17 protein-coding genes are annotated in these 22,085 nt (G+C 69.4%); 8 read left to right on the top strand and 9 right to left on the bottom strand.

Annotated elements, in window-relative coordinates; genetic code table 11:
- Window positions 1-101 precede the first annotated feature (101 nt).
- The 3 genes from ACZK5D_RS12910 to ptsP form a co-directional block, all read right to left on the bottom strand.
- Window positions 102-989: a pyruvate, water dikinase regulatory protein gene (locus ACZK5D_RS12910; protein ID WP_458995784.1), complete on the bottom strand. Its 888-nt coding sequence runs from the start codon at window positions 987-989 to the stop codon at window positions 102-104.
- A 408-nt stretch (window positions 990-1,397) separates the two neighbouring features.
- A complete protein-coding gene (locus tag ACZK5D_RS12905) occupies window positions 1,398-3,161 on the bottom strand; it encodes a PTS transporter subunit EIIC (protein WP_463665573.1) in 1,764 nt (587 codons plus the stop codon).
- 13 nt (window positions 3,162-3,174) lie between these two features.
- Window positions 3,175-5,751, bottom strand: coding sequence for a phosphoenolpyruvate--protein phosphotransferase (ptsP, locus tag ACZK5D_RS12900; protein WP_463665572.1), 2,577 nt, complete (start codon window positions 5,749-5,751; stop codon window positions 3,175-3,177).
- 230 nt (window positions 5,752-5,981) lie between these two features.
- Here ptsP and ACZK5D_RS12895 point away from each other — a divergent pair, with 230 nt between their 5' ends.
- From ACZK5D_RS12895 to ACZK5D_RS12885, 3 genes are all read left to right on the top strand, one after another.
- A complete protein-coding gene (locus tag ACZK5D_RS12895) occupies window positions 5,982-6,380 on the top strand; it encodes an SRPBCC family protein (protein WP_458995781.1) in 399 nt (132 codons plus the stop codon).
- A gap of 319 nt (window positions 6,381-6,699) precedes the next feature.
- Window positions 6,700-9,225, top strand: a complete 2,526-nt coding sequence (locus ACZK5D_RS12890) for a sodium-translocating pyrophosphatase (protein ID WP_458996481.1) — start codon at window positions 6,700-6,702, stop codon at window positions 9,223-9,225.
- Window positions 9,226-9,338: 113 nt separating this feature from the next.
- The gene (locus ACZK5D_RS12885; RefSeq protein WP_458995780.1) at window positions 9,339-9,737 is read left to right on the top strand and encodes a VOC family protein; all 399 of its coding nucleotides are present in this window, start codon (window positions 9,339-9,341) and stop codon (window positions 9,735-9,737) included.
- A gap of 141 nt (window positions 9,738-9,878) precedes the next feature.
- Here ACZK5D_RS12885 and ACZK5D_RS12880 read toward each other — a convergent pair whose 3' ends face one another.
- Window positions 9,879-10,250 (bottom strand): FKBP-type peptidyl-prolyl cis-trans isomerase, encoded by a 372-nt coding sequence (locus tag ACZK5D_RS12880; protein WP_463665610.1) that lies wholly within the window; start codon window positions 10,248-10,250, stop codon window positions 9,879-9,881.
- 295 nt (window positions 10,251-10,545) lie between these two features.
- Here ACZK5D_RS12880 and ACZK5D_RS12875 point away from each other — a divergent pair, with 295 nt between their 5' ends.
- From ACZK5D_RS12875 to ACZK5D_RS12865, 3 genes are read left to right on the top strand one after another with little or no spacing between them, the layout of a single operon-like run.
- Window positions 10,546-11,193 (top strand): DUF4282 domain-containing protein, encoded by a 648-nt coding sequence (locus ACZK5D_RS12875; protein WP_463665571.1) that lies wholly within the window; start codon window positions 10,546-10,548, stop codon window positions 11,191-11,193.
- Window positions 11,194-11,229: 36 nt separating this feature from the next.
- A complete protein-coding gene (locus tag ACZK5D_RS12870) occupies window positions 11,230-12,357 on the top strand; it encodes a lipid II:glycine glycyltransferase FemX (protein WP_458995778.1) in 1,128 nt (375 codons plus the stop codon).
- A 2-nt stretch (window positions 12,358-12,359) separates the two neighbouring features.
- Window positions 12,360-13,385, top strand: a complete 1,026-nt coding sequence (locus ACZK5D_RS12865; protein ID WP_458995777.1) for an alanine racemase — start codon at window positions 12,360-12,362, stop codon at window positions 13,383-13,385.
- A 4-nt stretch (window positions 13,386-13,389) separates the two neighbouring features.
- On the opposite strand, the gene ACZK5D_RS12860 is transcribed toward ACZK5D_RS12865, so the two are convergent.
- From ACZK5D_RS12860 to ACZK5D_RS12845, 4 genes are all read right to left on the bottom strand, one after another.
- A complete protein-coding gene (locus ACZK5D_RS12860) occupies window positions 13,390-14,724 on the bottom strand; it encodes a glycosyltransferase family protein (RefSeq protein ID WP_458995776.1) in 1,335 nt (444 codons plus the stop codon).
- A 29-nt stretch (window positions 14,725-14,753) separates the two neighbouring features.
- Window positions 14,754-16,991, bottom strand: a complete 2,238-nt coding sequence (locus ACZK5D_RS12855) for a transglycosylase domain-containing protein (protein ID WP_458995775.1) — start codon at window positions 16,989-16,991, stop codon at window positions 14,754-14,756.
- A 91-nt stretch (window positions 16,992-17,082) separates the two neighbouring features.
- Window positions 17,083-17,490, bottom strand: coding sequence for a hypothetical protein (locus ACZK5D_RS12850; protein ID WP_458995774.1), 408 nt, complete (start codon window positions 17,488-17,490; stop codon window positions 17,083-17,085).
- A gap of 64 nt (window positions 17,491-17,554) precedes the next feature.
- On the bottom strand, window positions 17,555-18,001 hold the full coding sequence (locus ACZK5D_RS12845) for a hypothetical protein (protein ID WP_458995773.1): 447 nt from the start codon (window positions 17,999-18,001) through the stop codon (window positions 17,555-17,557).
- Window positions 18,002-18,171: 170 nt separating this feature from the next.
- On the opposite strand from ACZK5D_RS12845, the gene ACZK5D_RS12840 reads away from it, so the two are divergent.
- Together ACZK5D_RS12840 and ACZK5D_RS12835 are read left to right on the top strand one after the other, a co-directional pair.
- Window positions 18,172-19,326, top strand: a complete 1,155-nt coding sequence (locus ACZK5D_RS12840) for a peptidase associated/transthyretin-like domain-containing protein (protein ID WP_458995772.1) — start codon at window positions 18,172-18,174, stop codon at window positions 19,324-19,326.
- 264 nt (window positions 19,327-19,590) lie between these two features.
- Window positions 19,591-21,060 (top strand): HNH endonuclease signature motif containing protein, encoded by a 1,470-nt coding sequence (locus ACZK5D_RS12835; protein WP_458995771.1) that lies wholly within the window; start codon window positions 19,591-19,593, stop codon window positions 21,058-21,060.
- An 80-nt stretch (window positions 21,061-21,140) separates the two neighbouring features.
- On the opposite strand, the gene ACZK5D_RS12830 is transcribed toward ACZK5D_RS12835, so the two are convergent.
- Window positions 21,141-22,010: a mechanosensitive ion channel family protein gene (locus tag ACZK5D_RS12830; protein WP_458995770.1), complete on the bottom strand. Its 870-nt coding sequence runs from the start codon at window positions 22,008-22,010 to the stop codon at window positions 21,141-21,143.
- Window positions 22,011-22,085 lie beyond the last annotated feature (75 nt).

Below are 22,085 nucleotides of genomic sequence, written 5' to 3'. Positions count from 1 at the left end.
TTGACAACCCTGGGGACCTCGATGTCCCCAACCGTCGCCCAGCCTAGACCCGACACCTAAGCGACGCGGGCTAGGGGTGAAGTTCTTCGCGCCGGGGACCGTCAGGGGGACCAGGGCGTGCCGGGGCGGACGATGCCCGGCGGCCGCCGAAGCCGCGAGCCCACCTTCTTGGCCCGCTCGTCGACCATCTCGATGATGCGCGACGCCGCCTCCTCGATGGCCACCCCGGTGGTGTCGACGATGGGGCAGCCGAGGCGCTTCTGCACCTTGCCGATCTCGTCGAGCTCGTCGTAGATCCTGACCAGGTCCGCGTAGCCGTCCTTGGTCCCGAAGCCGCCCATGCCGCGCACCCGCTGGCCGCGGATCTTCAGCAGCCGCTCCGCGTCCATCGTGAGCCCGACGATCCGCCACCGGTCCAGCTCGAACAGCTCCTTCGGCGGGTCGATCCCGGGCACCAGCGGCACGTTGACCGCCTTGTAGCCCATGTATCCGAGGTAGATCGACAGCGGGGTCTTGCCCGAGCGGGAGGGGCCCACCAGGCAGATGTCGCACTCGCGCAGCGCGGCCGGCAGCGAGCCGTCGTCCATCCGCACGGCGAAGTCGATGGCCGCCATCCGCACGAAGTACTCGGCCTCCACCCCGGGGGGACGCATCGGCACCTGGTCCGCCTCGATGCCGGTGATCCGCTCCAGCGCATGCATCGCGTCGGTCATGAGGTCGGCGTAGGGGAGGTCGGCGTCGCGGCAGAAGTTGCGCACCAGGTCCGCCAGCTCCTCGTTGACGAGGGTGAAGAAGACAGCGGCGGCCGGCGCGCTGTCGCGGACGGCCTCCAGCGCGCGCAGCAGGGCGGCCGTCTTGTTGATCTTCCGGTGCCGGACGATGGTGAACTCGCGGCTGGGGAACTGGGTGATGGCGGCGCGCGCGATCCGCGCGGCCGTCTCCCCCGTCGAGTCGGCGATGATGTGGATTTCCAGCGGCTCTGCTGACATGGCCCACACTCTATGACCCCCGGTCGCTCAGCAGGGCGGCGGGTGGTGGGGACGCGGGCCGCGACCCACGAGCACGAAACACCGCACGAAGACGCCTTCGGTGCCCTCTACGCACCCGACCACCGATCGCGACGGCGTGTCGTGCACACCCCTCACTGCCGAGCAGGGCGGCGGGGGCTGTAGGCCCGGCCCCCACCACACCCCGCCAAACCCGACCACAGCCCCCGACCACAGGAACTGCACGCACAACTGGGCCAAGTCGCTAGTCAACTCACGCTTCTTAGGCTTCGAGGCCGCTACGCGGCACCTCAGCCAGCGGAGGGCGACGCGGCTTCGCGGCACCTCAGCCAGCGGAAGGCGACGCCGCTTCGCGGCACCTCAGCCATCCAGAGGGGCGGGGGCGCTGACTCAGGCGGAGGCGACCCGTCGGCGCATGCCCTCGGCGTATTGCTCCGCCTCTAGGCCGGCGACGAGGTGCCACGCGTTCGGCGCCACCTGCACCGCGCCCGCGACACCGGCGCGTTGGAGCGCCTCGACGTCCACCAGCGAGTCGTCCTTCACCCCGACCCGCACGCGGGTCTCCGCGATCCACTCCACGCCGTCGATGTTCTCCTCGCCACCGAGGGCCGTCACCCACTGGCGGGCCTGGTTGACCTGGACGTCGTCGACGACGATGACCCGGGGCTCCGGCGTGGGCTCCGCGACGGCGTCCACGCCGCCACGACGCGCGGCGGCCTTCTGCTCGGGGGTGCGGTAGTCGGTGAAGACCACCAGCAGCATCGAGGTGAAGAACGCCGCCGCGATGGCCAGGGCGTACAGGGCGATGTTGTCGAAGGCGGGGATGGTCAGCAGCGACGTGAACACGAACGCGCTGGTCTTCAGACCGCCGCCGAAGCCGATGATGACGCCGCCGACGAGGCAGCCGGCCAGGAGGCGGGGATAGATCTTCTTGAACCTCAGGTGGATGCCGTAGAGGCTCGGCTCGGAGATGCCGCCGAGAAGGCCCGCGGCCAGCGCGCCCGAAGCCGTCTGCCGCATCTGGACGTCGCGCTCACGCCACGCCAGGAACAGCACACCCGCGGTGGCGCCGAAGCAGGCGAAGTTCCACGCGCCCATGGGGCCCTGGATGTAGTCGAACCCGTTCTGCGAGATGTTGAGCAGCATGATGGCGTTGATCGGCCAATGCAGGCCCAGCGGCACCATGAACGGGTAGGCCAACGGGACGACGATTGCGAAGATGAACGGCGAGAAGCCGTTGATGGACTCCAGCACCGAGGCCAGGCCGGCACCGGCGTAGACGCCGATCGGGCCGATGAGGAAGGCCGTCAACGGCAGCATGACCAGCATGGCGAGGAACGGCACGAAGATCAGGTGCAGATTCTCCGGGATGATCTTCTTCAGCAGCTTGTAGAGCGGACCCAGCACCCCTGCCATCAGCAGCGGCGGGAAGACCTGCGACGAGTAGTTGAAGATGGTCAGCGGGACACCGAAGATGTCGACGAGCGTCACCTCGCTGCCCGCGATCATCGCCGTGTAGGCCTCCTCGATGCCGCCCAGGGCGGTGAAGCCCGGGAGCATGACCAGGCCCATGATCGAGAACCCCACCCATGGGTCCGCGCCCAGCTTCTTGGAGGCGTTGTAGGCCACCATCAGCGGCAGGAATACGAACACCGACTGCCACAGCAGGTTCATGAACTGCCACGACGGCGGGAGCGTCACGCGCGGATCGGCCCAGTTCCCGATCACGCCCAGGGTGCTCATCAGCGACATGAACGTGATGAACAGCGAGGCGCCCAGCAGCGCGCCCAGGATGGGACGGAAGGAGTCGGAGAGGAACTCGAAGAAGGAGTCGATCCATTCGAACCGGCCCCTCACCCCACCCGCGCGGGCGGCCGCCTTGAGCTCCTCGTCGCTCAGCGGCTTCTGGTTGGACATCTCGGGCAGGGCGTTGATCTCGTTGTACACCGTCTGCACCGCGCCGCCGATGATCACCTGGAACCGCTCGCCCGACTGGGGCACGGCGCCCATGACGCCCTTGATGGACTCGACGGCGGCCACGTCGACCCCGGAGGCATCCCTCAGCTGAAACCGGAGACGGGTGGCGCAGTGGCTGAGGCCGGCGATGTTGCCCGCCCCGCCGAGTGTCTGGACGATGTCCTGTGCTGTGCTCATGTCCGGTTCCCTCTCAGTTCTCGTCCATGGGCACGAGTGCCCGGACCTCTTGCGGGGTGGAGCAGGCCACCGCGCGGGCGGCCAGCTCGCGGCACGTGGCCAGGTCGAAGCGGCGGACCATCGCCTTGACGGCGGGGATGGCGGGGATGGAGCAGCTCAGCTCATCCACCCCGAGCCCGACGAGGATGGGCACCGCCTGCGGGTCCGACGCGACGCCGCCGCACACACCGAGCCACTTCCCGTGGGCGTGCAGCGCCTCGGCCGCTCCCCCGATGAGGGTGAGGATGGCGGGGTTGCACGGGTCCACCTGGGCCGCGAGCTTGGGGTGGCCCCGATCCATGGCGAGGGTATAGCTGGTGAGGTCGTTGGTGCCCACGCTGAAGAAGTCGCAGCCCTCCTCGGCCGCGAACTGCTTCGCCATGACGGCCACCGAGGGGACCTCCATCATGATGCCCACGACGACGTCCGCGTCCGGTGCGTGGGCCGCGCGCTCCTCGTCGAAGATGGCCTTGGTGCGCCGCCAGTCGTCGATGGTGGCGATCATCGGGAACATCACGTGCAGCCTGGCGCCCGCGTCGGCGGCGTCCAGGATGGCCCGGATCTGCGTGCGCAGCACCTCCGGCTGCTCCAGGCCCACGCGTACGCCGCGGATCCCGAGGAACGGGTTCTCCTCGGCCGGGATGGGCAGGTAGGCCAGTGGCTTGTCGCCGCCCACGTCGAGGGTGCGGATGACCAGCGGCTGGCCGGGCGCCAGCGCGCGCGAGCAGGAGGCGTAGACCTCGGCCTGTTCCGCCTCGGTGGGGGCGGTGGTGCGGCCCATGAACACGAACTCGCTGCGCAGGAGCCCCACGCCCTCTGCGCCCTTGGTCATGGCGCGCTCGGCGTCCTCGACACCGCCGATGTTGGCCACCACGTGCACGCGATGCCCGTCCGGGGTGACCGCGGGTTCGTCCTTCGCGGCCTCCTCCTCGGCTTTCCGCGACGCCAACCGCTCCTGGCGGACGCGGATCTGGGCCACGTCGTCGTCGGTGACGTTCATCCGGAGGGAGCCGGCGGAGCCGTCGAGCACCACCTGCATGCCCTCAGGGATGTCCATCGCGCGGCCCTCGATGCCGGCCACGGCCGGGATGTCGAGCGAGCGGGCGATGATGGCCACGTGGCTGGAGGCGCCGCCGCTCGTGGTGGCGAAGCCGACGACGCGGCTCCGATCGAGTTGGGCGGTGTCCGACGGGGTGAGGTCCTCGGCGATGAGCACGGTGTTCTCCGGCAGCTCCGCACGCTCCGAGCGCTGGCCGGTGAGCTCCTCGAGGACGCGCTGGCCCACGTCGCGCACGTCGTTCGCCCGGCCGGCCAGCACCTCGTTGCTCAGGCCGGCGAGCTGGTCGGCGAAGGTCGTGAACGCGCCGCGCCACGCGAACGGGGCCGATTTGCCCTTGTCGATGGCACTGGATGCCAGGTCGAGGAGGTCCGGATCCGCCAGGATCTCCTGGTGCGCGGCGAAGATGGCCGCCTTGTCCGCCGAGGCCTCGTCCTCGAGGCGCTTCTCCAAGGCAGACAGGTCGAGCAGCGCACGGTCGATCGCGGAGTTGAGCTTGCGCTGCTCCTTGTGGTGATCGTCGGCCACCTCGTCGACGTGGATGTCCTTGCGGCGGAGCTGGACCACGCGACCGATGCCCAGACCCGGAGAGGCGGACACGCCCAGCAGGAGGTTCCAATCGCCGGACCGCGGGCCGACGAGTTCGGGCTCGGGCTCCGGCTCGTCGGCCGCCCTTCGCGCGGGAGCCTCCGCCCCCACGGGCAGCGGCGGGCAGTCCTCACCCAGGCCGTCGCGCACCGCCTGCGCCAGCGCAGCGACCGCCTCGTCGGCGTCCGGACCATGCGCGGTGAACGTCACCTTCTCGCCCAGGCCGACGGCCATGCCCATGACCGAGACGATCGACTTGGCGTTGGCCGAGTCGTCGCCGCGGCGGAGCCTGACGTCGGAGTGGAAGGTCTTGGCCAGGGCGGAGAGTGTCGCGGCCGGGCGCGCGTGGATGCCGGTGGGGTTGGGCACCAGGACGCCCTCAGATGCCGCTGTCCTCGACGGGCCCTCGGCTGCCGCGCCGTCCTCGGTGGGGGCGGCCAGCACGACGGTGGCCGCGACATCCACGCCCGCGCGGACCAGCCCGCCGGCCGGCTCGATGCTGGCCACCGCATCGGTATTTGTAATTACAATCTGGGTCAGGAGGCTCTTGGCCTTGCGGCCCACCTCGTCGAGATCGAACTCGATCAGGGGATCACCGACGGCGACGCGCGCGCCCGCCTTGACCTTCGGGGAGAAACCCTCGCCGACGAGGCGCACCGTGTCCAGGCCGATGTGCATGAGGATCTCGAGGCCCTCGTCGCTGCGCACGGTGATCGCGTGCGCCGACGGCTGGACGTCGACCACCTCACCGGCCACCGGCGAGACGAGGAGGTTGCCCAGCGGATCGATGGAGATGCCGTCACCCACCATCTTGCGGGCGAACACCGGATCCGGCACCTGGTCCAGGGGCACCAGCACCCCGGTCAGGGGCGCCACGAGCGTCACGGTCGTCGAGTTGCCAGTCATTGCTGAGACCCCCTCCAGCCACGCCGCCGACCCGCGAATCGGGCCTCGTCAGCGAGACCGTGTGTGATGGATCGGAGCGTATCCGGTGATCGCCCCCGCCTGTGCCCAAACCGGGCCACGGCCGTCGAAAGTCAATCCGCCCCCTCCCCTGTCGGCGGCTCCCGGGCGGTACTACGCTGGGTCAAACCAGGGCACCGAAGTCGTTGCCCGGCCTAGCAGGAGGTGCAGTCATGGACACCATGGAGGAGACCACCGAAGAGAAGAGCGTGCGGGTGACCCGCGTGGTCGCCCGTCCGTTGGACAGCGTGTGGGAGGTCCTCATGAAACCCCACGGAGCCGAGGCGCTACTCGGCGAAGGAGGACAACTCGGCAGCAAGGGCGAGGACTGGCGTGCGGCAGACGGCACGTACGGCGTGACCCGCAGCTTCCACCCCAAGGAGCAGATCCGGTTCTCCTGGCACGCCAGCGACGGCGCTCCGCGCACCCTCGTAGACCTGCACATCCGCCCCACGGGTGACCGCACGGAGCTCGAGATCGTCCACGAGCATCTGCCGGAGAGCGCCGACGCGGACGAGTTGGAGAGGCGCTGGGAGTCAGCCCTCGAGAGGATCGAGAGCGCTGCCTCATGACGCAGCCGCTGGCCCGGGAGTGATCCCGGGCCAGCGTCGTCTCCGCCTCACGGACCGGGCTTCGGCCCGTCGTCCCGCGCGTCCGGGCGCCGCGCAAATGTAATAACGAACCCCGCCCGGGCGCTGCTACTACCGGGCGTAGGATGAGCGCGACGGCGTGGTCGCCGTGGATCTGTTTCAAAGGACATGTATCGCAATGCAAGCTCCATCAACCACCGGGAGGGCCGCCCGTGCCCTGCCTCCCGAGGAGGACATCGTGACGACTCCGTCGCATCCCCACCCACCCACAGCCCGCCCGCGCGGTCTCGTGCGCGCCGCCATGTACGGCGCGTTCGGCCTGATGGCCCTGGCCCTGGCCGCCTGCTCCGGCGGCCCCGCCGAGCCCGCCGAACACGGCACCCACACCTCTGAGTTCGACCTGCCGCTGCCCGATCTGCACGCCGTGACCTTCTTCGGCGGCAGCATCAGCGGCTGGTGGATGCTGATGATCGGCCTGCTGATCTGCCTGGCCGGCTTCGCCTTCGGCATCTACAGCTACATGAAGCTGAAGAACCTCCCCGTGCACTCGTCGATGCGGGACGTCTCGGAGCTGATCTACCAGACCTGCAAGGCCTACCTGGTCCAGCAGGGCAAGTTCCTCATGCTGCTGTTCGCCTTCATCGGCGCCGTGATCTTCGTCTACTTCGGCTTCCTCAACACCACGGGCGGCTGGGGCCGCGTGATCATCGTGCTCGGGTTCGCCATCATCGGCATGGCCGGCTCGTACGGCATCGCGTGGTATGGCATCCGCCTCAACACCTTCGCCAACTCGCGGACCTCGTTCGCCGCCCTCGAGGGCAAGCCGTTCAACGTCTACAACATCCCGATGCGCTCGGGCATGAGCGTGGGCATGGTGCTGATCTCGACCGAGCTGATCATGATGTTGGCCATCCTGATGTTCGTGCCGGCAGACATCGCCACGGCGTGCTTCCTCGGCTTCGCCATCGGTGAGTCGCTCGGCGCGTCGGCCCTGCGCATCGCCGGCGGCATCTTCACCAAGATCGCGGACATCGGTTCGGACCTCATGAAGATCGTGTTCAAGATCGGCGAGGACGACCCCCGCAACCCCGGCACCATCGCCGACTGCACCGGCGACAACGCTGGAGACTCCGTCGGCCCGTCCGCGGACGGCTTCGAGACCTACGGCGTCACCGGCGTGGCCCTCATCACCTTCATCCTGCTGGGCGTCCAGGCGGACCTCCAGGCCCACTTCCTCATCTGGATCTTCTTCATCCGCGCGATCATGCTGGTGGCCTCCGCGCTGTCCTACTTCGGCAACAGCATGTGGGCCAAGGCGAAGTTCGGCAACGCCGACGAGATGGAGTTCGAGACCCCCCTCACCTCGCTGGTGTGGATCACCTCGATCGTCTCCATCGTCCTGACGTTCATCATGTCCGCCCTGCTGATCCCCGACGTCGGCGGCGACACCACCCTGTGGTGGAAGCTCTCGCTGATCATCAGCTTCGGCACCCTCGCCGGCGCGGTCATCCCCGAGCTGGTCAAGATCTTCACCGGCGTGCGGGCCAAGCACGTCGAGGAGGTCGTCAAGTCGGCCAAGGAGGGCGGGCCCTCGCTCGACATCCTGTCCGGGCTCGTGGCCGGCAACTTCTCCGCCTACTGGCTGGGCATCGCCATCGTGGCCCTCATGTCCGGCGCCTACGGCGTCTCCACGCTGATCACCCCCGGCTCGATGGTCGACGGCGTGATCACGGGCGGCGTCATGCTCGTCCCGGGCGTGTTCGCCCTGGGCCTGGTGGCCTTCGGCTTCCTGGGCATGGGCCCGGTCACCATCGCGGTGGACTCCTACGGCCCGGTCACCGACAACGCGCAGAGCGTCTACGAGCTGTCGCAGATCGAGTCGCTGCCCGGCATCGACCAGGAGCTCGAGCGCGACTACGGCATCAAGCCCAACTTCGAGCGTGCCAAGTACCTGCTCGAGGCCAACGACGGCGCCGGCAACACGTTCAAGGCCACGGCCAAGCCGGTGCTGATCGGCACCGCGGCGGTGGGCGCCACCACCATGATCTTCTCCATCATCATGGGCCTGACGTCCGGCCTGACCACCAACGTCGAGAACCTGTCGCTGCTGCACGTGCCGTTCCTGCTGGGCCTGATCTCCGGCGGGGCGATCATCTACTGGTTCACCGGCGCCTCCATGCAGGCCGTCACCACCGGCGCCTTCCGCGCGGTGGAGTTCATCAAGGCCAACATCGACCTCGAGGGCACCACCAAGGCCTCCGTCGAGACCTCGCGCAAGGTGGTGGAGATCTGCACGCAGTACGCGCAGAAGGGCATGTTCAACATCTTCCTGGGCATCTTCTTCGCCACCCTGGCGTTCGCCTTCGTCGAGCCGTACTTCTTCGTGGGCTACCTGATCTCGATCGCCATCTTCGGGCTCTACCAGGCCATCTTCATGGCCAACGCCGGCGGCGCCTGGGACAACGCGAAGAAGATCGTCGAGGTGGACCTGCAGGCCAAGGGCACAGATCTCCACGATGCGAGCATCGTGGGCGACACCGTCGGCGACCCGTTCAAGGACACCTCCTCGGTGGCCCTGAACCCGGTCATCAAGTTCACGACGCTGTTCGGCATGCTGGCGATCGAACTCTCGATCATCATCGGCAACCCGGCGGTCAACGCCGTGCTCGCCGTCACGTTCGGGCTGGCCAGCGCCTACATGGTGTGGCGCTCGTTCTACAACATGCGGATCGACCAGCCCATGCTCACCGCGGCGGACTTCGCCTACCTCAAGGAGGACGCGACGGCGGCCCGCGCCGAGGCGCAGGAGAAGGTCACCATCGCCTGATCCCACAACACCAGACGAGGGCCGGAGGCAGTTGCCTCTGGCCCTCGTCGTCTCCTGCTGCAAGACTGGATTGCCCGGTTCACCAGGACCGGTCCTTCAGATGGAGGCTGCAGATGAACAGTGTCGTCCACTTCGAGATCCACGCGGAGGACGTGCCTCGCGCCGTCGCCTTCTACGTGGCCGCCTTCGGATGGAAGACCGAGGACTGGTCGGGCTTCACCGGCTCGCCGTACATGGGCGTCACCACGCATGACGAGGGCACGCCGGGCATCCATGGGGCGATCATGCAGCGCGAGGGCGCCAACCCGCAGGCCGGAAGCGCCGTGATGGGCGCGGTGATCACCGTCCAGGTCGACGACTACGACGCCGCGGCCGACAGGATCGAGGCGGCGGGAGGCACCGTCGCAATGCCGAAGTACCCGCTCACCGGGATGGCCTGGCAGGGCTACTACCTGGACACCGAGGGCAACGTCTTCGGCATCCACCAGCCCGACGAGAACGCCGGCAGGTAGTGGCTCACCCGCTGCCGAGGTGCCCCTACCCGCTGAAACGTAGGCTGACAAGGAATGTTTGTTGGTCTTCGAGGCTCGTCGCACCTCAGCCAGCGGTTGGCGCCTCAGCCAGCGACGCTCGCGACGGGTGGTCGGCGCCGCTCAGTTGAGGGCGACGAGGTCGCAGACGAAGATCAGCGTCTCCCCCGGCGCGATGACGCCGCCGGCGCCGCGCTCGCCGTAGGCCAGGTGCGACGGGATGACCAGCTGACGCCGTCCGCCCACCTTCATGCCCTGGATGCCCTTGTCCCAGCCCTGGATGACCCGACCCGCGCCGAGCGGGAAGGACAGCGGGGCGCCGCGGTTCCAGGAGGAGTCGAACTCCTCGCCGGTGCTGAAGGCCACGCCGACGTAGTGCACGTGGGCGGTGTCGCCGGCCTTGGCCACGGCGCCGTCGCCCTCCACGATCTCAGTGATCTCAAGGTCGGCGGGCGCCTCGCCGCCGGGAAAGTCGACTTCGGGCTTCTCGTTCATGTTTGTCATGCCCACGAGCCTAACGTGATGGTCACCGTGGCCACGACCCTGGCGTCCGCCCCGACCCCTCCCCGACCGGGCGGAGCCCCCGCGCCCCGCCCGGCCTCCCCTCCACCCCCCCGGCCTCCCCTCACCCGCTGAGGGGTGGTGCACGACACGCCGTCGCAACCCGCCCTCGACGCCACCACCGACGCCGACCCCCACCTCCGACGGCGATTCGTGCCCGCCGGACCCGTGACCTCGACCCGCCGATGTGCGACAGTGACGGCGGACCCACCCACGAAAGGACTGCGCCATGAGCGACCAGTACCCGCAGTACCAGCCTCCCACCGGCGACGGGGCAGCCCGCCCGCAGGGCGGCAGCGACCAGCCCAGGCGCGTCGACGACCCCTTCGGCCAGTCCGCCCAGCCCGGCCCCTACGACCAGTCCGCGCAGCCCGGCCCGTACGGGCAGCCGCCCCAGTACGGCCAGGCTCCGCAGTACGGCGACCCCGGGCCCGGCTACGGCGGCCAGCCCTCCGGTCAGGCCCCGTGGACGCCGGACCCCGGCTACCAGTACCAGCAGCAGAGCACCCCTCCCCCGCCGCCCTACGCGCCGGCCGGGCAGGCGTGGGCCCCAGCTCCGCCGTCGGCGGGCAGCGACGTCGCGGCATCAGCCAAGGGGTTCCTCGCCGCCCTGTTCGACTTCAACTTCGACACCTTCATCACCCCCAAGATCATCAAGGCCGTCTACATCGCCGTGACCGCGGTCATCGGACTGACCGCCGTCGGGTTCCTGCTCTCCGCCCTCATCAGCGGCGAGCCGGGCGTGATCATCGCGGCCCTCGTGGGCGTCCCGCTGATCGCGATCGTGTACCTCGCCCTGGCCAGGATGACGCTCGAGCTGTACTTCGCGGTGGTCCGGCTGTCCGAGGACGTGCACGAGCGCCTGCCGCGACAGTGAGGCGCTGACACGCACCCGTCGCGGTAGGTTGGTGCGGTGAGCATCACCTGTCGCCCCATCTCCGCCGAGCAGCACCTGGCGTTCGTCCAGCAGCGCGGGTCGGCCTCGTTCCTGCAGACGCCCGCGTGGGCCAAGGTGAAGCCCGAGTGGCGCGGCGAGTCGATCGGGTTCTTCTCCGACGGCGAGCTCACAGGCGTGGCGCTGGTCCTGTACCGGCAGCTGCCCAAGCTGAAGCGCTACCTGGCATACCTCCCGGAGGGGCCGGTGCTGGACTGGTCTCGGCCGGACGTCGCCGAGCACCTGAGCGCGCTGGTGTCCTACGCCAAGCGGAGCAGGGCCTTCGCCGTGCGGATCGGGCCGGCCGTCCCCCACCGGCGCTGGCGGGCGGACACCATCAAGACGGCCATCGCCGACGACGCGATCACTCGGCTGTCCCAGGTGACCCCGGACGAGACCACCCTCGTCGGCACCCGGGTGATCAACCAGCTCATCCACGGCGGATGGCACACCGACGAGTCCGGACACGGCTTCGCCGCCGGCCAGCCGATGTTCAACTTCCAGCTCCCCCTCCGCCACGCCGACGGCACGCAGAAGACCGACGACGAGCTCCTCAAGGGCATGAACCAGCTCTGGCGGCGTAACATCAAGAAGGCCGACAAGGAGGGCGTCGTCGTCCGCCAGGGCAGCCGCGACGACCTCGCCGCCTTCCACCGCATCTACCTCGAGACCGCCCAGCGCGACGGCTTCAGCGGGCGGCACCTCTCCTACTTCCAGACCATGTGGGACGCGCTGAACGCCGAGGATGCGGACCGCATGCGGGTCTACCTCGCCGAGCACGACGGCGACCTCGTGGCCGCGACGACGTTCGTCCGCGTCGGGGAGCACGCCTGGTACTCCTACGGCGCCTCGACCAACGCCAAGCGCGAGGTGCGCGGCTCGAACGCGGTTCAGTGGCGGATGATCCGCGACGCCAACGCGGCCGGCTGCGCCGTCTACGACCTGCGTGGCATCGTCGAGGGTGTGGGCGCGGATGATCCGGAGATCGGCCTGATCCAGTTCAAGGTGGGCACCGGCGGTGAGGCCGTGGCCTACCTCGGCGAATGGGACTACCCCATCAACAAGCCCCTCTACTGGGCGTTCGATCTCTACCTGAAGAGGCGCTGACGATGCCGCTGACCCTCACGATCGACCGCCAGCTCTGGCACACGCACCACCGCGCCCTGCTCGACGACGCCCCCGGCCTGGTCCCGGTGGCCAAGGGCAACGGCTACGGCTTCGGCCTGCGGCTGCTCGCGGCCGAGTCGACGCGGCTGGGCGTGAGGACCCTGGCGGTGGGCATCGCGCAGGAGGTGGCTGCGGTACGCGCGGGCGGATTCACGGGCGACGTCGTGGTGCTCAACCCGTGGCGCCCGTTCGACGACGCCGCCACGTCCCTCCTCGACGACCCCCTCGTGATCACGACGGTGTCGCGCGCCGAGGACCTGCGTGCCCTCGCCACGACCCATCCGGGGGCGCGCGTGATCGTCGAGATCGAGACCTCGATGCACCGGCACGGCCTGGATCCGCGGGAGCTGACGGAGCGCGACTTCGGCGCCCTGACCTTCGAGGGCTGGGCCATCCATCTGCCCGCCGTCGGTTCGCTGGAAGAGGCGAAGCGGCTCGCCGCGGCTGGATTGGCGGTGCGGCGGGCCCCGGTGTGGGTCTCGCACCTCAGCGTGACCGACTACCGGGGGCTGCGCACCGCGCTCGGCGTCCGCACCCACCTGAGGGTCGGCACGCGCCTGTGGTTGGGCGAGAAGCGCGCCTACCGCACCACGGCCACCGTGCTCGACGTGCACCGCATCCGCCGCGGCGCCCCCTTGGGCTACCACGGGGTCAAGGCCCCCAGCGACGGGTGGATCGTGATCGCGTCCGGCGGCACCGCGCACGGGCTGGCCATGACCGCCCCCACCCCCCAGCGCTCGCTCCGGCAACGGGGCGTCACGGTGGCCCAGGGCGTGCTGGACGCGCTCGGCCGCTCGCTGTCCCCGTTCTCCATCGGGGGCCGCAAGCGGGCATTCGCCGAGCCGCCGCACATGCACTCGTCCATGATCTTCGTGGCCGGGGCCGAGGCGCCGGCGCAGGTGGGCGACGAGCTGCCCGTCACCGCCCGGATGACCACCGTCACCGCAGACGAGATCCGCCTGGTCTGAGCGCTCAGGCGCGGACGAACTCGCCGTCGTTCAGCACTCCGCCCAGGGGATCGGGCCGGTCCGGGGTGCGCAGAGGATCGCGCGTGGGCTCGACGATGTCCTGGAGCGACGCGCCCAGCACCCACGCCTCCACGCCGGCCCGCGCGAGGATCGCGGCCCAGTAGAGCCCGTACGGCCCCCACTGGCTGGTGGTGAGAGAGCCGGCGAGCCACCCCCAGATGGCCAGGTAGTAGGCCACGTGCGCCACCGTCGCCGCGATGAGCTCAGGCCGCAGCGGCCGCGACACCACGACGGCGAACAGCACCCACAGCGACGTCTGCGGCGGGAAGGACGGCCCCAGGATCGTCGCGGCGAGGATGAAGACGGCAACGAGGGATCCGACGCGGGGCCGCTTGCCGGAGACGTACATCCAGGCGATCAGGACGCCGAGGAACAGCACCAGCAGGATGAAGCCGAGCGAGCCGGCGTGCCGGAGGGGCACGCCGATGAGGGTCAGCAGGTACCACAGCGAGCCGTAGCCGGCCTCGCGGTGGATCTCCTGGTGGTAGAAGGCGTAGACCTTGTCGAAGTCGGCCAGCAGCAGCGGGAGGTGGACGGCCGCGAAGGTCACCGCCGCCGGGCCCGCGAACCGCGCCGCCGTCGCGGCTCCGCCCCTCAGGCCCGCCGCGACAATGACGGCCAGCGCCACCCCGATGGGCATCGTGCCCGCGCACGCGGCGAGCCCCATCACGATGCCCGCCTCCATCACGCGCCCGCGGGCGAACTGGGCGAGGCCGATCGCCGTGATCGCGAGCGGAAGGAGATCCCAGCTGATCAACCCCGAGGCCAGCACGATCGGCGACGACGCGACGATCACGGCGTCCCAGGAGGCTCCGCGCTGGCGGCGCCCGAGCGTCGCCGTCGCCATGATCAGGAGCAGGAAGCACACGAACAGCGCCACCGTGGTGATCCCGAAGAACGCGACACTGGCGTCGATCTGGGCCTGCGTCGGGGTGCCCGGGCCGATGGGCGCGAACACACCGGCCAGGCGGATCGACAGCAGGATCAGGACCCCGACCAGCGGCGAGACCGTGAGTGTCGCGGCGGTGAAGGGCGTGGCACCGGCCCCGAAGCCCTGCCCGAGGAACGTGCCCTGGATGTCCGAGTAACACAGCAGGGCGTAGCTGTTGACGGCCGTCTCCGCGTCCGTCTGGACGCACTGGGCGTGCCGGAGGAACAGCACCAGGAACAGCGCGGTGCCTGCGGCGAACGCCCACGGGAGGGGGTTGAACCAGGGTCCGCGGCCGGTGGCGTGGCGTCCCATCGGCCCGCCGAGACCGGGCACCAGCGCGTTGTCCACGGGCGTCACTCTAGCCCGTGGGCTTCACGCTATCCCGTGGCGGACGGCTTGGGCGCCGGCCCTCCGCCCACCCCGGGCGCCGCGTCCGGTGTGGGGGTCTCGGTCGGCGTGGGACTGGGGTCCGGGCTCTGTTGTCCTGGCGGAGTCGGCTTTCCGGACTGGCCGGGCGGCTCGGTGGGCTGCGGCTCGGCGGTGGTGGGGGGCGCGGTGGGCTCCGGCTCCTCCGTCGGCGTGGGCTCCTCGGAGGGCGTCGGTGACGGGGTGGGCGACGGCGTGGGCGACGGCGTCGGGGTGGGCGACGGGGACGCGCTCTCCGATCCCTTCGTCGCGTCGATCTCCCGCGGGGTGTCGAAGTCCTCAACGGGCATGCCCTCGGTGGCCTGGGCCATGAAGTCCACCCACGTCATCAACGGGTAGCTGGAGCCGAAGAACGTCCGGTCCTGCGGCCGCTTGTAGTCGTCGAGGTCCTCGTTGCCCGAGTCTCCCGCCACGTACATGACCGCCGTCGAGATCTGCCGGGTGTAGCCGACGAACCAGGCCGACGTGATGTCGTCGTCGACGCCGTTGGTGCCGGTCTTGCCGGCGACGGGGCGGCCGAGCTCGGACGCGCGGCGGCCCGTGCCCTCCTGGACCACGGAGGTCAGCGAGTCGGTCACGTTGGCCGCGACGTTCTGGTCGATGGTCTGCTCGGCCTCGGGCTCGGCCTCGAACAGGACCTCTCCGTTGCGCCCCTCGACCTTGGCCACGATGTGCGTCGAGTTGCGCCGGCCGCTGTTGGCCAGGGTGGCGTAGGCGTTGGCCATGTTGAGCGGGCTCACCTCGGCGGCGCCGAGCGCGATGCGGTTGTTGGGGTCCCAGCCGCGGCTGGTGGGGGCGCCCGCGTCGTTGGCGGCGGTGATCACCTGGTTGGCGCCGTCGGGGATCTGCTGGGTCATGTCGACGAACGCCGTGTTGATGGACTCGGCGGTGGCCTCGCGGAGCGTGACCGGGCCGTACTGGTTGCCGAACTCGTTGCGGATGGTCTTGGTGTCGCCGTCTGGCGTGAACGTGTCTCCGTTGAAGATGGACTTCAGTGAGAAACCGTTGCGGAGGCCGGCGATGGTGGCGAAGGTCTTGAAGGTGGAGGCGGCCGGGCGGTCCGTCGTGGCCCAGTTCCGCGAGCTGGCCACGTAGTCAGGCCCGCCGTACATGGCGAGCACGGCCCCCGTCGAGGTGTCGACCGACGAGATGGCGACGTGCAGCTTCGACGGGTCCGGGCTGCCCTCCGCGTCCGCGGCGGCCTGCGCCGTGTACTTCTGCGCGGTGGCGATGGCAGCCGTCTGCATGGCCTTGTTCAGCGTGGTGGTGACCTTCAGCCCGCCGCCCTGGATCTCGGCCTCGGTCAGCCCGAGGGCCAACAGCTCGTCCTCGACGGACTTGATGAGGAACCCCTTGGGGCCGCCGTAGCGGTCGTTGACGGGGACCTCCGGGAACACCGGCAGCTGCGGGCGCGCCGCTGCGTGCTCCGCCTCGGTGATGGCGCCCATCTCGAGCATGCCGTCGAGCACGTACTGGTAGCGGCCGAGGAGTCGCTCCAGCTTCTCCGGGCCGCCGGACGGGTTGAATCCGGCGGGGTTGTTGAGGATCGCGGCCAGGGCGGCCGTCTCGTCGATGGTGAGTTCGCTGGCGTCCTTGAGGAAGTAGGACTTGGCGGCGGCCTGGATGCCGTACGCGCCCCGTCCGAAGTAGATGGTGTTGAGATAGCCCTCGAGGATCTCCTCCTTGGACAGCTCGCGGCCCATCTTGATGGCGAGGAACAGCTCCTTGATCTTGCGCGACATGCGCTGCCCGGAGTCCAGGTAGAGGATCTTGATGTACTGCTGGGTGATGGTGGAGCCGCCCTGCAACTCTCCGCCGGTGGCGATGGAGACCACGCTGCGCGCGATCCCGCTGATCGAGAAGCCGGGATCCTCCCAGAAGCTGCGGTTCTCCGCCGCGACCACGGCGTCCTTCATCAGCTGCGGCATGTCCGCGTAGTCCAGCGTGACGCGGTTCTGCACGGCGAGCGAGCCGAGCTGGTTGCGCCCGTCGTCGTAATACAGGAACGTGGTGTTGGTCTGGAAGTCCGCGTTCGGGTCCGGAAGGTCCGTGGTGGCGTAGAGGAAGGCGAACGCGCCGAGGCCGCTGATCCCGACGATGATGAACAGCACCAGCGCGCTGATCCCGATCCGCTTCCAGATCTTCCCCGCCGACGATTTCTTCGCAGCCGCCCGTTTCGCCTTAGCCATAGAGGTTCTCTACCCGTCCGTTCTTGACACCAGTTCCGTTCAAGGGTAGGTGTCGCGGCGCGGCAGGCCAAAGACGCGACCGTGCCACGGGTCAGTACGGGTTGAACATGATGTAGACGATCACGTACACCCACGCGCCGATGACGCCCGCGCCGACGAGCAGACCTACCCAGGTGGGCCAGTGCCGATCGCCCCGCTTGAGAGCGAGCCCGGCCGTCACCGCCGCGGCGATACCCGTTGCGGTGCCCACCATGTACAGCCCCTGCGAGTCGAACTGCCCGGAGGCGGCTTGAGCCTCGGCCTCAGAGGCGAACTCGGGCGCGAACGCGTAGCCCACGACGACCAGCAGGACGGTCAGCGCGCCGAGGGCGAGCGACGCCCAGCCCATCCCCGTCGCGGAGCCCGTGGATCCAGCCGCCTTCGCCGCGCGCAGGACGAGGAGCACGACGACCGCCGCCACCGCCAGTCCGGCCACGACGGCCACCAACATCTGCGTCACAGCTCCTCCTCTCCCCTCGACGTCGCACGATGTGCCGTCGACCAGTACGAAAAGTCCGGCGGGCCTAGGCAACCGGGACCGCGGGCTCGGTGCGCCGCGACCTGAGCAGGCCGGCGACGACCGGGCCGAGGACGATCGCCAGGAGGTAGAGCCAGGTGCCGAACAGGCCGAACACCGCCACGACGCCGTTGCCCAGGCCGAGGAGGAACTGGCTGAGGCCGACCACGGCCACCCAGGCCGCCCCGCGTGCGGCGCCGTCTTTCGGACTCTTCACCCGGAGGATCAGTGCGATGACGAAGGTCAGGGCCAGCATGCCGACGGAGGCGAGCAGGAACATCGCATTGATCTGCTCCAGCAGCGCAGGCGGCACGCTCCCGTCCTCCGGGGCGGACTCGTAGGGCATCGGGATGCCCAGCAACGGACCGATGAGGCCGGCGGTGAGCTGCACGAACTGTCCGGCGATGGCCAGCCCGAGGCCGATCGCGACATCGACGAAAACCCGCTTGATCATGGGGTCCTCCGACCATGAGTAGTAGCTCTCACAGTACGCCGAAATGCCCTGTCAGGGCGGCAAAGCGCGGGTTTCTCGCGGAGCCAGGATTCCCCTGTGGAACACCCGCCACAGTGCTATACCGGAGGTACAAGGACCGCTTGGCCCTCGTGTTCGAAGGGAGCACGACGATGTGCGGAACCAGCTGGTTGAAGCGCCTCCTGGGTGTGGTCGCGGCCGTGGCCATCGCCCTCATGACGGCCCTTGTGGCCGTCCCACCCGCCCACGCGCGGGTCCTCACCACAGCCATCAAGGGCGTGGTGCTCGACGCCCAGACCGGGAAGGCGGTCAGCGGCGTCCGCGTCTACGTGATGGAGAAGTGGTACCCGTGGGGAGAGCAGTTCAACGATTCCGACTGGGCTCTCCGTCCCGCCGCGGAGGGGGTCACGAACAAGGGCGGGAGCTACACCGTCAAACTGTCGGAGGCCGGCACATACCGGGTGCTTTTCGTTCCCGCTGACCTGACCCGCTACGCGATGGAGGCCTACCCGAACGATGCCGTCCCGGAGGCCGGCGACCCCGTCGTCGTGAAGTACGGGCGCACCACCAGCGGCATCAGCGTGAAGCTCGACCCGTCGAACCGGATCGAGGGGCACATCTGGGCCGCCGAGTCACGGTGGGACAGCAACGGCAACGACGACGGTGGGTACCAGCCTCTCGCGGGCGTCACGGTCCGCGTGTGCTACCAGAGCCTGGTGATCATCAACTGCCACATCAGCTATCCGGAGCAAGGGTCTCCCGTGCCGCTGGGTGAGGCCGTGACTGGCGCGGACGGGTTCTACTCGATCCCCGGCTTCAAGGCGTTCAACTTCTTCGCGTGGGCCAACCCGCAGGAAAACGGGCCGATGGGCCTCGATCCGGACCTCAGTTCGCTCATGATCGACACGGGGAGCGCCGCCTTCCCCGGCGGGGTGAAGAAGTCTGACGCGTTCCTGCAGAGCACCTCGCTGGCCAACATCACGGGCCGCCTCGTCGACGGAGGGGGCAACGGACTCCCTGGCATGTCCATCGAGGTCTACGAGGTGGACCAGTCCGAGCAGGAGCTGAGCTTCTGGCAGAAGGACTGCGTCGTGACCACCAACGACGACGGCTACTTCGGCGTCTCCGGGGATGAGCCGTGCCTGAACCTGTACGAACCAGCAGCTCTGCTGAGGTTCGGCGGCGACGACCTCTACCGCGACGAGTACTACAGAGGCGCCTTTGAAAGCTGGGGCGCGGAGCAGATCGATGTGAGGTGGGGCTGGACCAACGACATCGGTAACTGGGTGCTGACCCCCAACCAGTGAGGTCTGATGTCGCGTCGGTTTCGACGCGGGCGCGCGTCGCTTCGCTCCTTGCGGCCCGGCTCAACCAGCGGTGAGGCGGCCCGGGGCTCAACCCAAGTCGACGCGCCTGGAAGTGGCCCTGACAACCATCTATAGCCGCACTGGGGTCGCCAACGCATCCTCGTGGACATTCGCGCGAAGCCCTGGAAAATTGGTCGAAGAATTTCCTGCGACGATGGCTTTCTGGGCCCGAATCTGTCGGTGGTCGCTGGCAGAATAGTTCACATGAGCGAGTCGGCGATGGACCTGGTGCAGCGGTCGATCGCTGCGTTGTGGGACGCCGCCCGGACGCTCGGCACGGACAAGGTAGCGGTGAAACGTCTGGCGGGGCTGGTGGAGTCGATCGGCGAGTTCGAGGCCCAGCTCGCCGGGCTCAGGCTGCATCTCCTCCACGAAGCCAGGCTGTCTGCGGCTGATCGGGTGGTGGAGGGGGTGCGGCAGTCGGTGCGCACCACCCCTGCACAGGCCACCGCCGCGCTGAGGCTCGCCGAAGATCTGGGGGAAAGGTTCCCGCTGATCGCCGCCGCGCTGAGCCATGGCGTGGTCTCCTTACCCCAGGCCGACGCGATCGTCTCCGGGCTGCGGAAGCTGCCCGCGCGTCTCACCCGCGCCGAGTTGGTGGAGTGTCAGGAGTTGATCCTGGCCCACGTCGACACCCTCGGCCCGTCCGAGTTGCGGATCCTGGCCTCGCGCCTGACCGAGGTGGTAGACCCGGACCGCGCGGACGCCGACGACGCGACTCGTCTCGCGCGGGAGGAGCGCGCCGCGCACCGGGACCGGTTCCTGCACCTGTCCCCGGACCATCACGGGTCGATGCGAATCACGGGACAGCTCCCCGTCGCCGACGCCGCCCTCCTCACCGCACAGTTGGACGCGTTGATGCCTCCGGCGTCGAAGTACACGAACACCGGTGAGCATCCCAGCCGTGGAGCCCGCCGCGCCGACGCCCTCGTGCTGCTCACTCAGCACGCCGCCAGCAACGGCACTTTGCCGAAGCGCGGGGTGGACCGCCCGCAGGTCCACATCACCCTGGACTACGGCACCCTGGTCACCGGCCTCGGCCAGGTGACAGTGCTCGGCGGGGCCGGCGTCGACGGGCTGTCTGCCAGCGAGGCGCGGCGTCTGGCGTGCGACGCGGACCTGATCCCGATGGTGTTGGGTACAGCCTCCCGCCCCCTGGACGTGGGGCGCACCCATCGCCTGTTCACACCCGCCCTCCGCGCCGCGATCGTGCAACGAGACCAGGGATGCGTCTTCCCCGGCTGCACCACCCCACCCGCGCCGTGCCAGGCGCATCACATCATTCCGTGGTGGGCCGGCGGGGACACCTGCCTGGCCAACGGGGTTCTGCTCTGCCCCCACCACCACCGCCTCGTCGAACCTGACCCCCTCCAATCGGAGGAATCCCAGTGGCAGGTGCACATCGACGATGAGACCGGGTTGCCGTGGTTCACCCCGCCGCGGCACATCGACCCGGCCCGCCGACCCCGCCTGCATCAACGGCACCGACTTCAACAACTCGACCTCCAGTCAGGGGCACCACCCTGCCCACAGGACGCTGCCGAACCACCAGACCCGCCGGAATGGGACGTGGATCCGCCCGATCCGGACACCTGCGCCATGCCCGATCACCACGGTCCTGCCTTGGACGAGCTCATCCGCCGTAACGCTGCCTGGGGCGCAGACGCGGCCTGAGCCCCCGAACCGGGCGCGAGAAGGTGGTTCAGCGCGCGGGACCCCAGTCACGAGCCAGGGCCGCCTGCCCCGTTGCCGCGTCAGGGGGCGGTGCGCACACCCGGGAGGATGGGGCCGCGGATCCCCTCCGCGGCCAGGGCACGCTGGGCGCGGGCGCGCGCCTCGCGCATCGGTCCCCACTGCTTGTCAGGGCCGGTCTTGAGGAGGATGCGCAGCACCATCGTGCCCTCGCTCATGGACTCCACACCCAGCACCGTCGGATTCTCGAGCAGCACCTCGGACCACTCGGGCTCCTCCGCCATGGTCCCGACGGCGGTGCGGAGCACCTGCTGCACCCGGTCTGCGTCCTCGTCGATCGCCACCGGCACCTCCACCGACGCCGTCGAGAAGCCCTGTGACACGTTGCCCAGGGTCAGCACCTCGCCGTTGCGCACGTACCAGACGGTGCCCGACGGGTCCCGCAGCTTCGTCACCCGCAGCGTCACCTCCTGCACGGTGCCCCGCAGCTCACCCACCTGGATCAGGTCCCCGACGCCGAACTGATCCTCCGCCAACATGAAGATGCCGGACAGGTAGTCCTTGACCAGGGACTGGGCGCCGAAACCGAGCGCCACGCCGCCCACGCCGGCGGAGGCCAGCAGCGGCCCCATCGGCACGCCGAACACCGCCAGGACGGTCAGCACCACCACCACGATGAGGGCCACGTCGACGACGCTGCGCAGCAGCGACCCGAGGGTGGCGACCCGCTGCCGCTGACGCTCGTCGTGCAGGCCGCTGGCCTTGGCCAGGATCGACGCGGCCTTGGCACCCAGGTCGTCGTTGCGCTCCTTCGGCTTGGCGGCGAGGACCCGCACGGTGCGTTTGATGACCTGGACGAGCACGGCGCGCAACACCACGGCCACGACCAGCACGATCCCGCTCAGCAGCAACTTCTCCCAGACATCAGCCATGCGCCCATCATGGCGCACGCGCCGGGGGGCGCCCCGAACGGTGGCCAACGCCGAGGGGGTCGCAGCCGCGGGCAC

The organism is Tessaracoccus yangjingae (assembly GCF_055326235.1).
This window is presented reverse-complemented; position numbering and strand designations above follow the sequence as displayed.

Coding starts and splice junctions, on each gene's coding strand:
- ACZK5D_RS12910 (WP_458995784.1), bottom strand. CDS start 989: ATGTCAGCAGAGCCGCTGGAAATCCACATCATCGCCGACTCGACGGGG.
- ACZK5D_RS12905 (WP_463665573.1), bottom strand. CDS start 3,161: ATGAGCACAGCACAGGACATCGTCCAGACACTCGGCGGGGCGGGCAAC.
- ptsP (WP_463665572.1), bottom strand. CDS start 5,751: ATGACTGGCAACTCGACGACCGTGACGCTCGTGGCGCCCCTGACCGGG.
- ACZK5D_RS12895 (WP_458995781.1), top strand. CDS start 5,982: ATGGACACCATGGAGGAGACCACCGAAGAGAAGAGCGTGCGGGTGACC.
- ACZK5D_RS12890 (WP_458996481.1), top strand. CDS start 6,700: ATGTACGGCGCGTTCGGCCTGATGGCCCTGGCCCTGGCCGCCTGCTCC.
- ACZK5D_RS12885 (WP_458995780.1), top strand. CDS start 9,339: ATGAACAGTGTCGTCCACTTCGAGATCCACGCGGAGGACGTGCCTCGC.
- ACZK5D_RS12880 (WP_463665610.1), bottom strand. CDS start 10,250: ATGAACGAGAAGCCCGAAGTCGACTTTCCCGGCGGCGAGGCGCCCGCC.
- ACZK5D_RS12875 (WP_463665571.1), top strand. CDS start 10,546: ATGAGCGACCAGTACCCGCAGTACCAGCCTCCCACCGGCGACGGGGCA.
- ACZK5D_RS12865 (WP_458995777.1), top strand. CDS start 12,360: ATGCCGCTGACCCTCACGATCGACCGCCAGCTCTGGCACACGCACCAC.
- ACZK5D_RS12855 (WP_458995775.1), bottom strand. CDS start 16,991: ATGGCTAAGGCGAAACGGGCGGCTGCGAAGAAATCGTCGGCGGGGAAG.
- ACZK5D_RS12845 (WP_458995773.1), bottom strand. CDS start 18,001: ATGATCAAGCGGGTTTTCGTCGATGTCGCGATCGGCCTCGGGCTGGCC.
- ACZK5D_RS12840 (WP_458995772.1), top strand. CDS start 18,172: ATGTGCGGAACCAGCTGGTTGAAGCGCCTCCTGGGTGTGGTCGCGGCC.
- ACZK5D_RS12835 (WP_458995771.1), top strand. CDS start 19,591: ATGAGCGAGTCGGCGATGGACCTGGTGCAGCGGTCGATCGCTGCGTTG.
- ACZK5D_RS12830 (WP_458995770.1), bottom strand. CDS start 22,010: ATGGCTGATGTCTGGGAGAAGTTGCTGCTGAGCGGGATCGTGCTGGTC.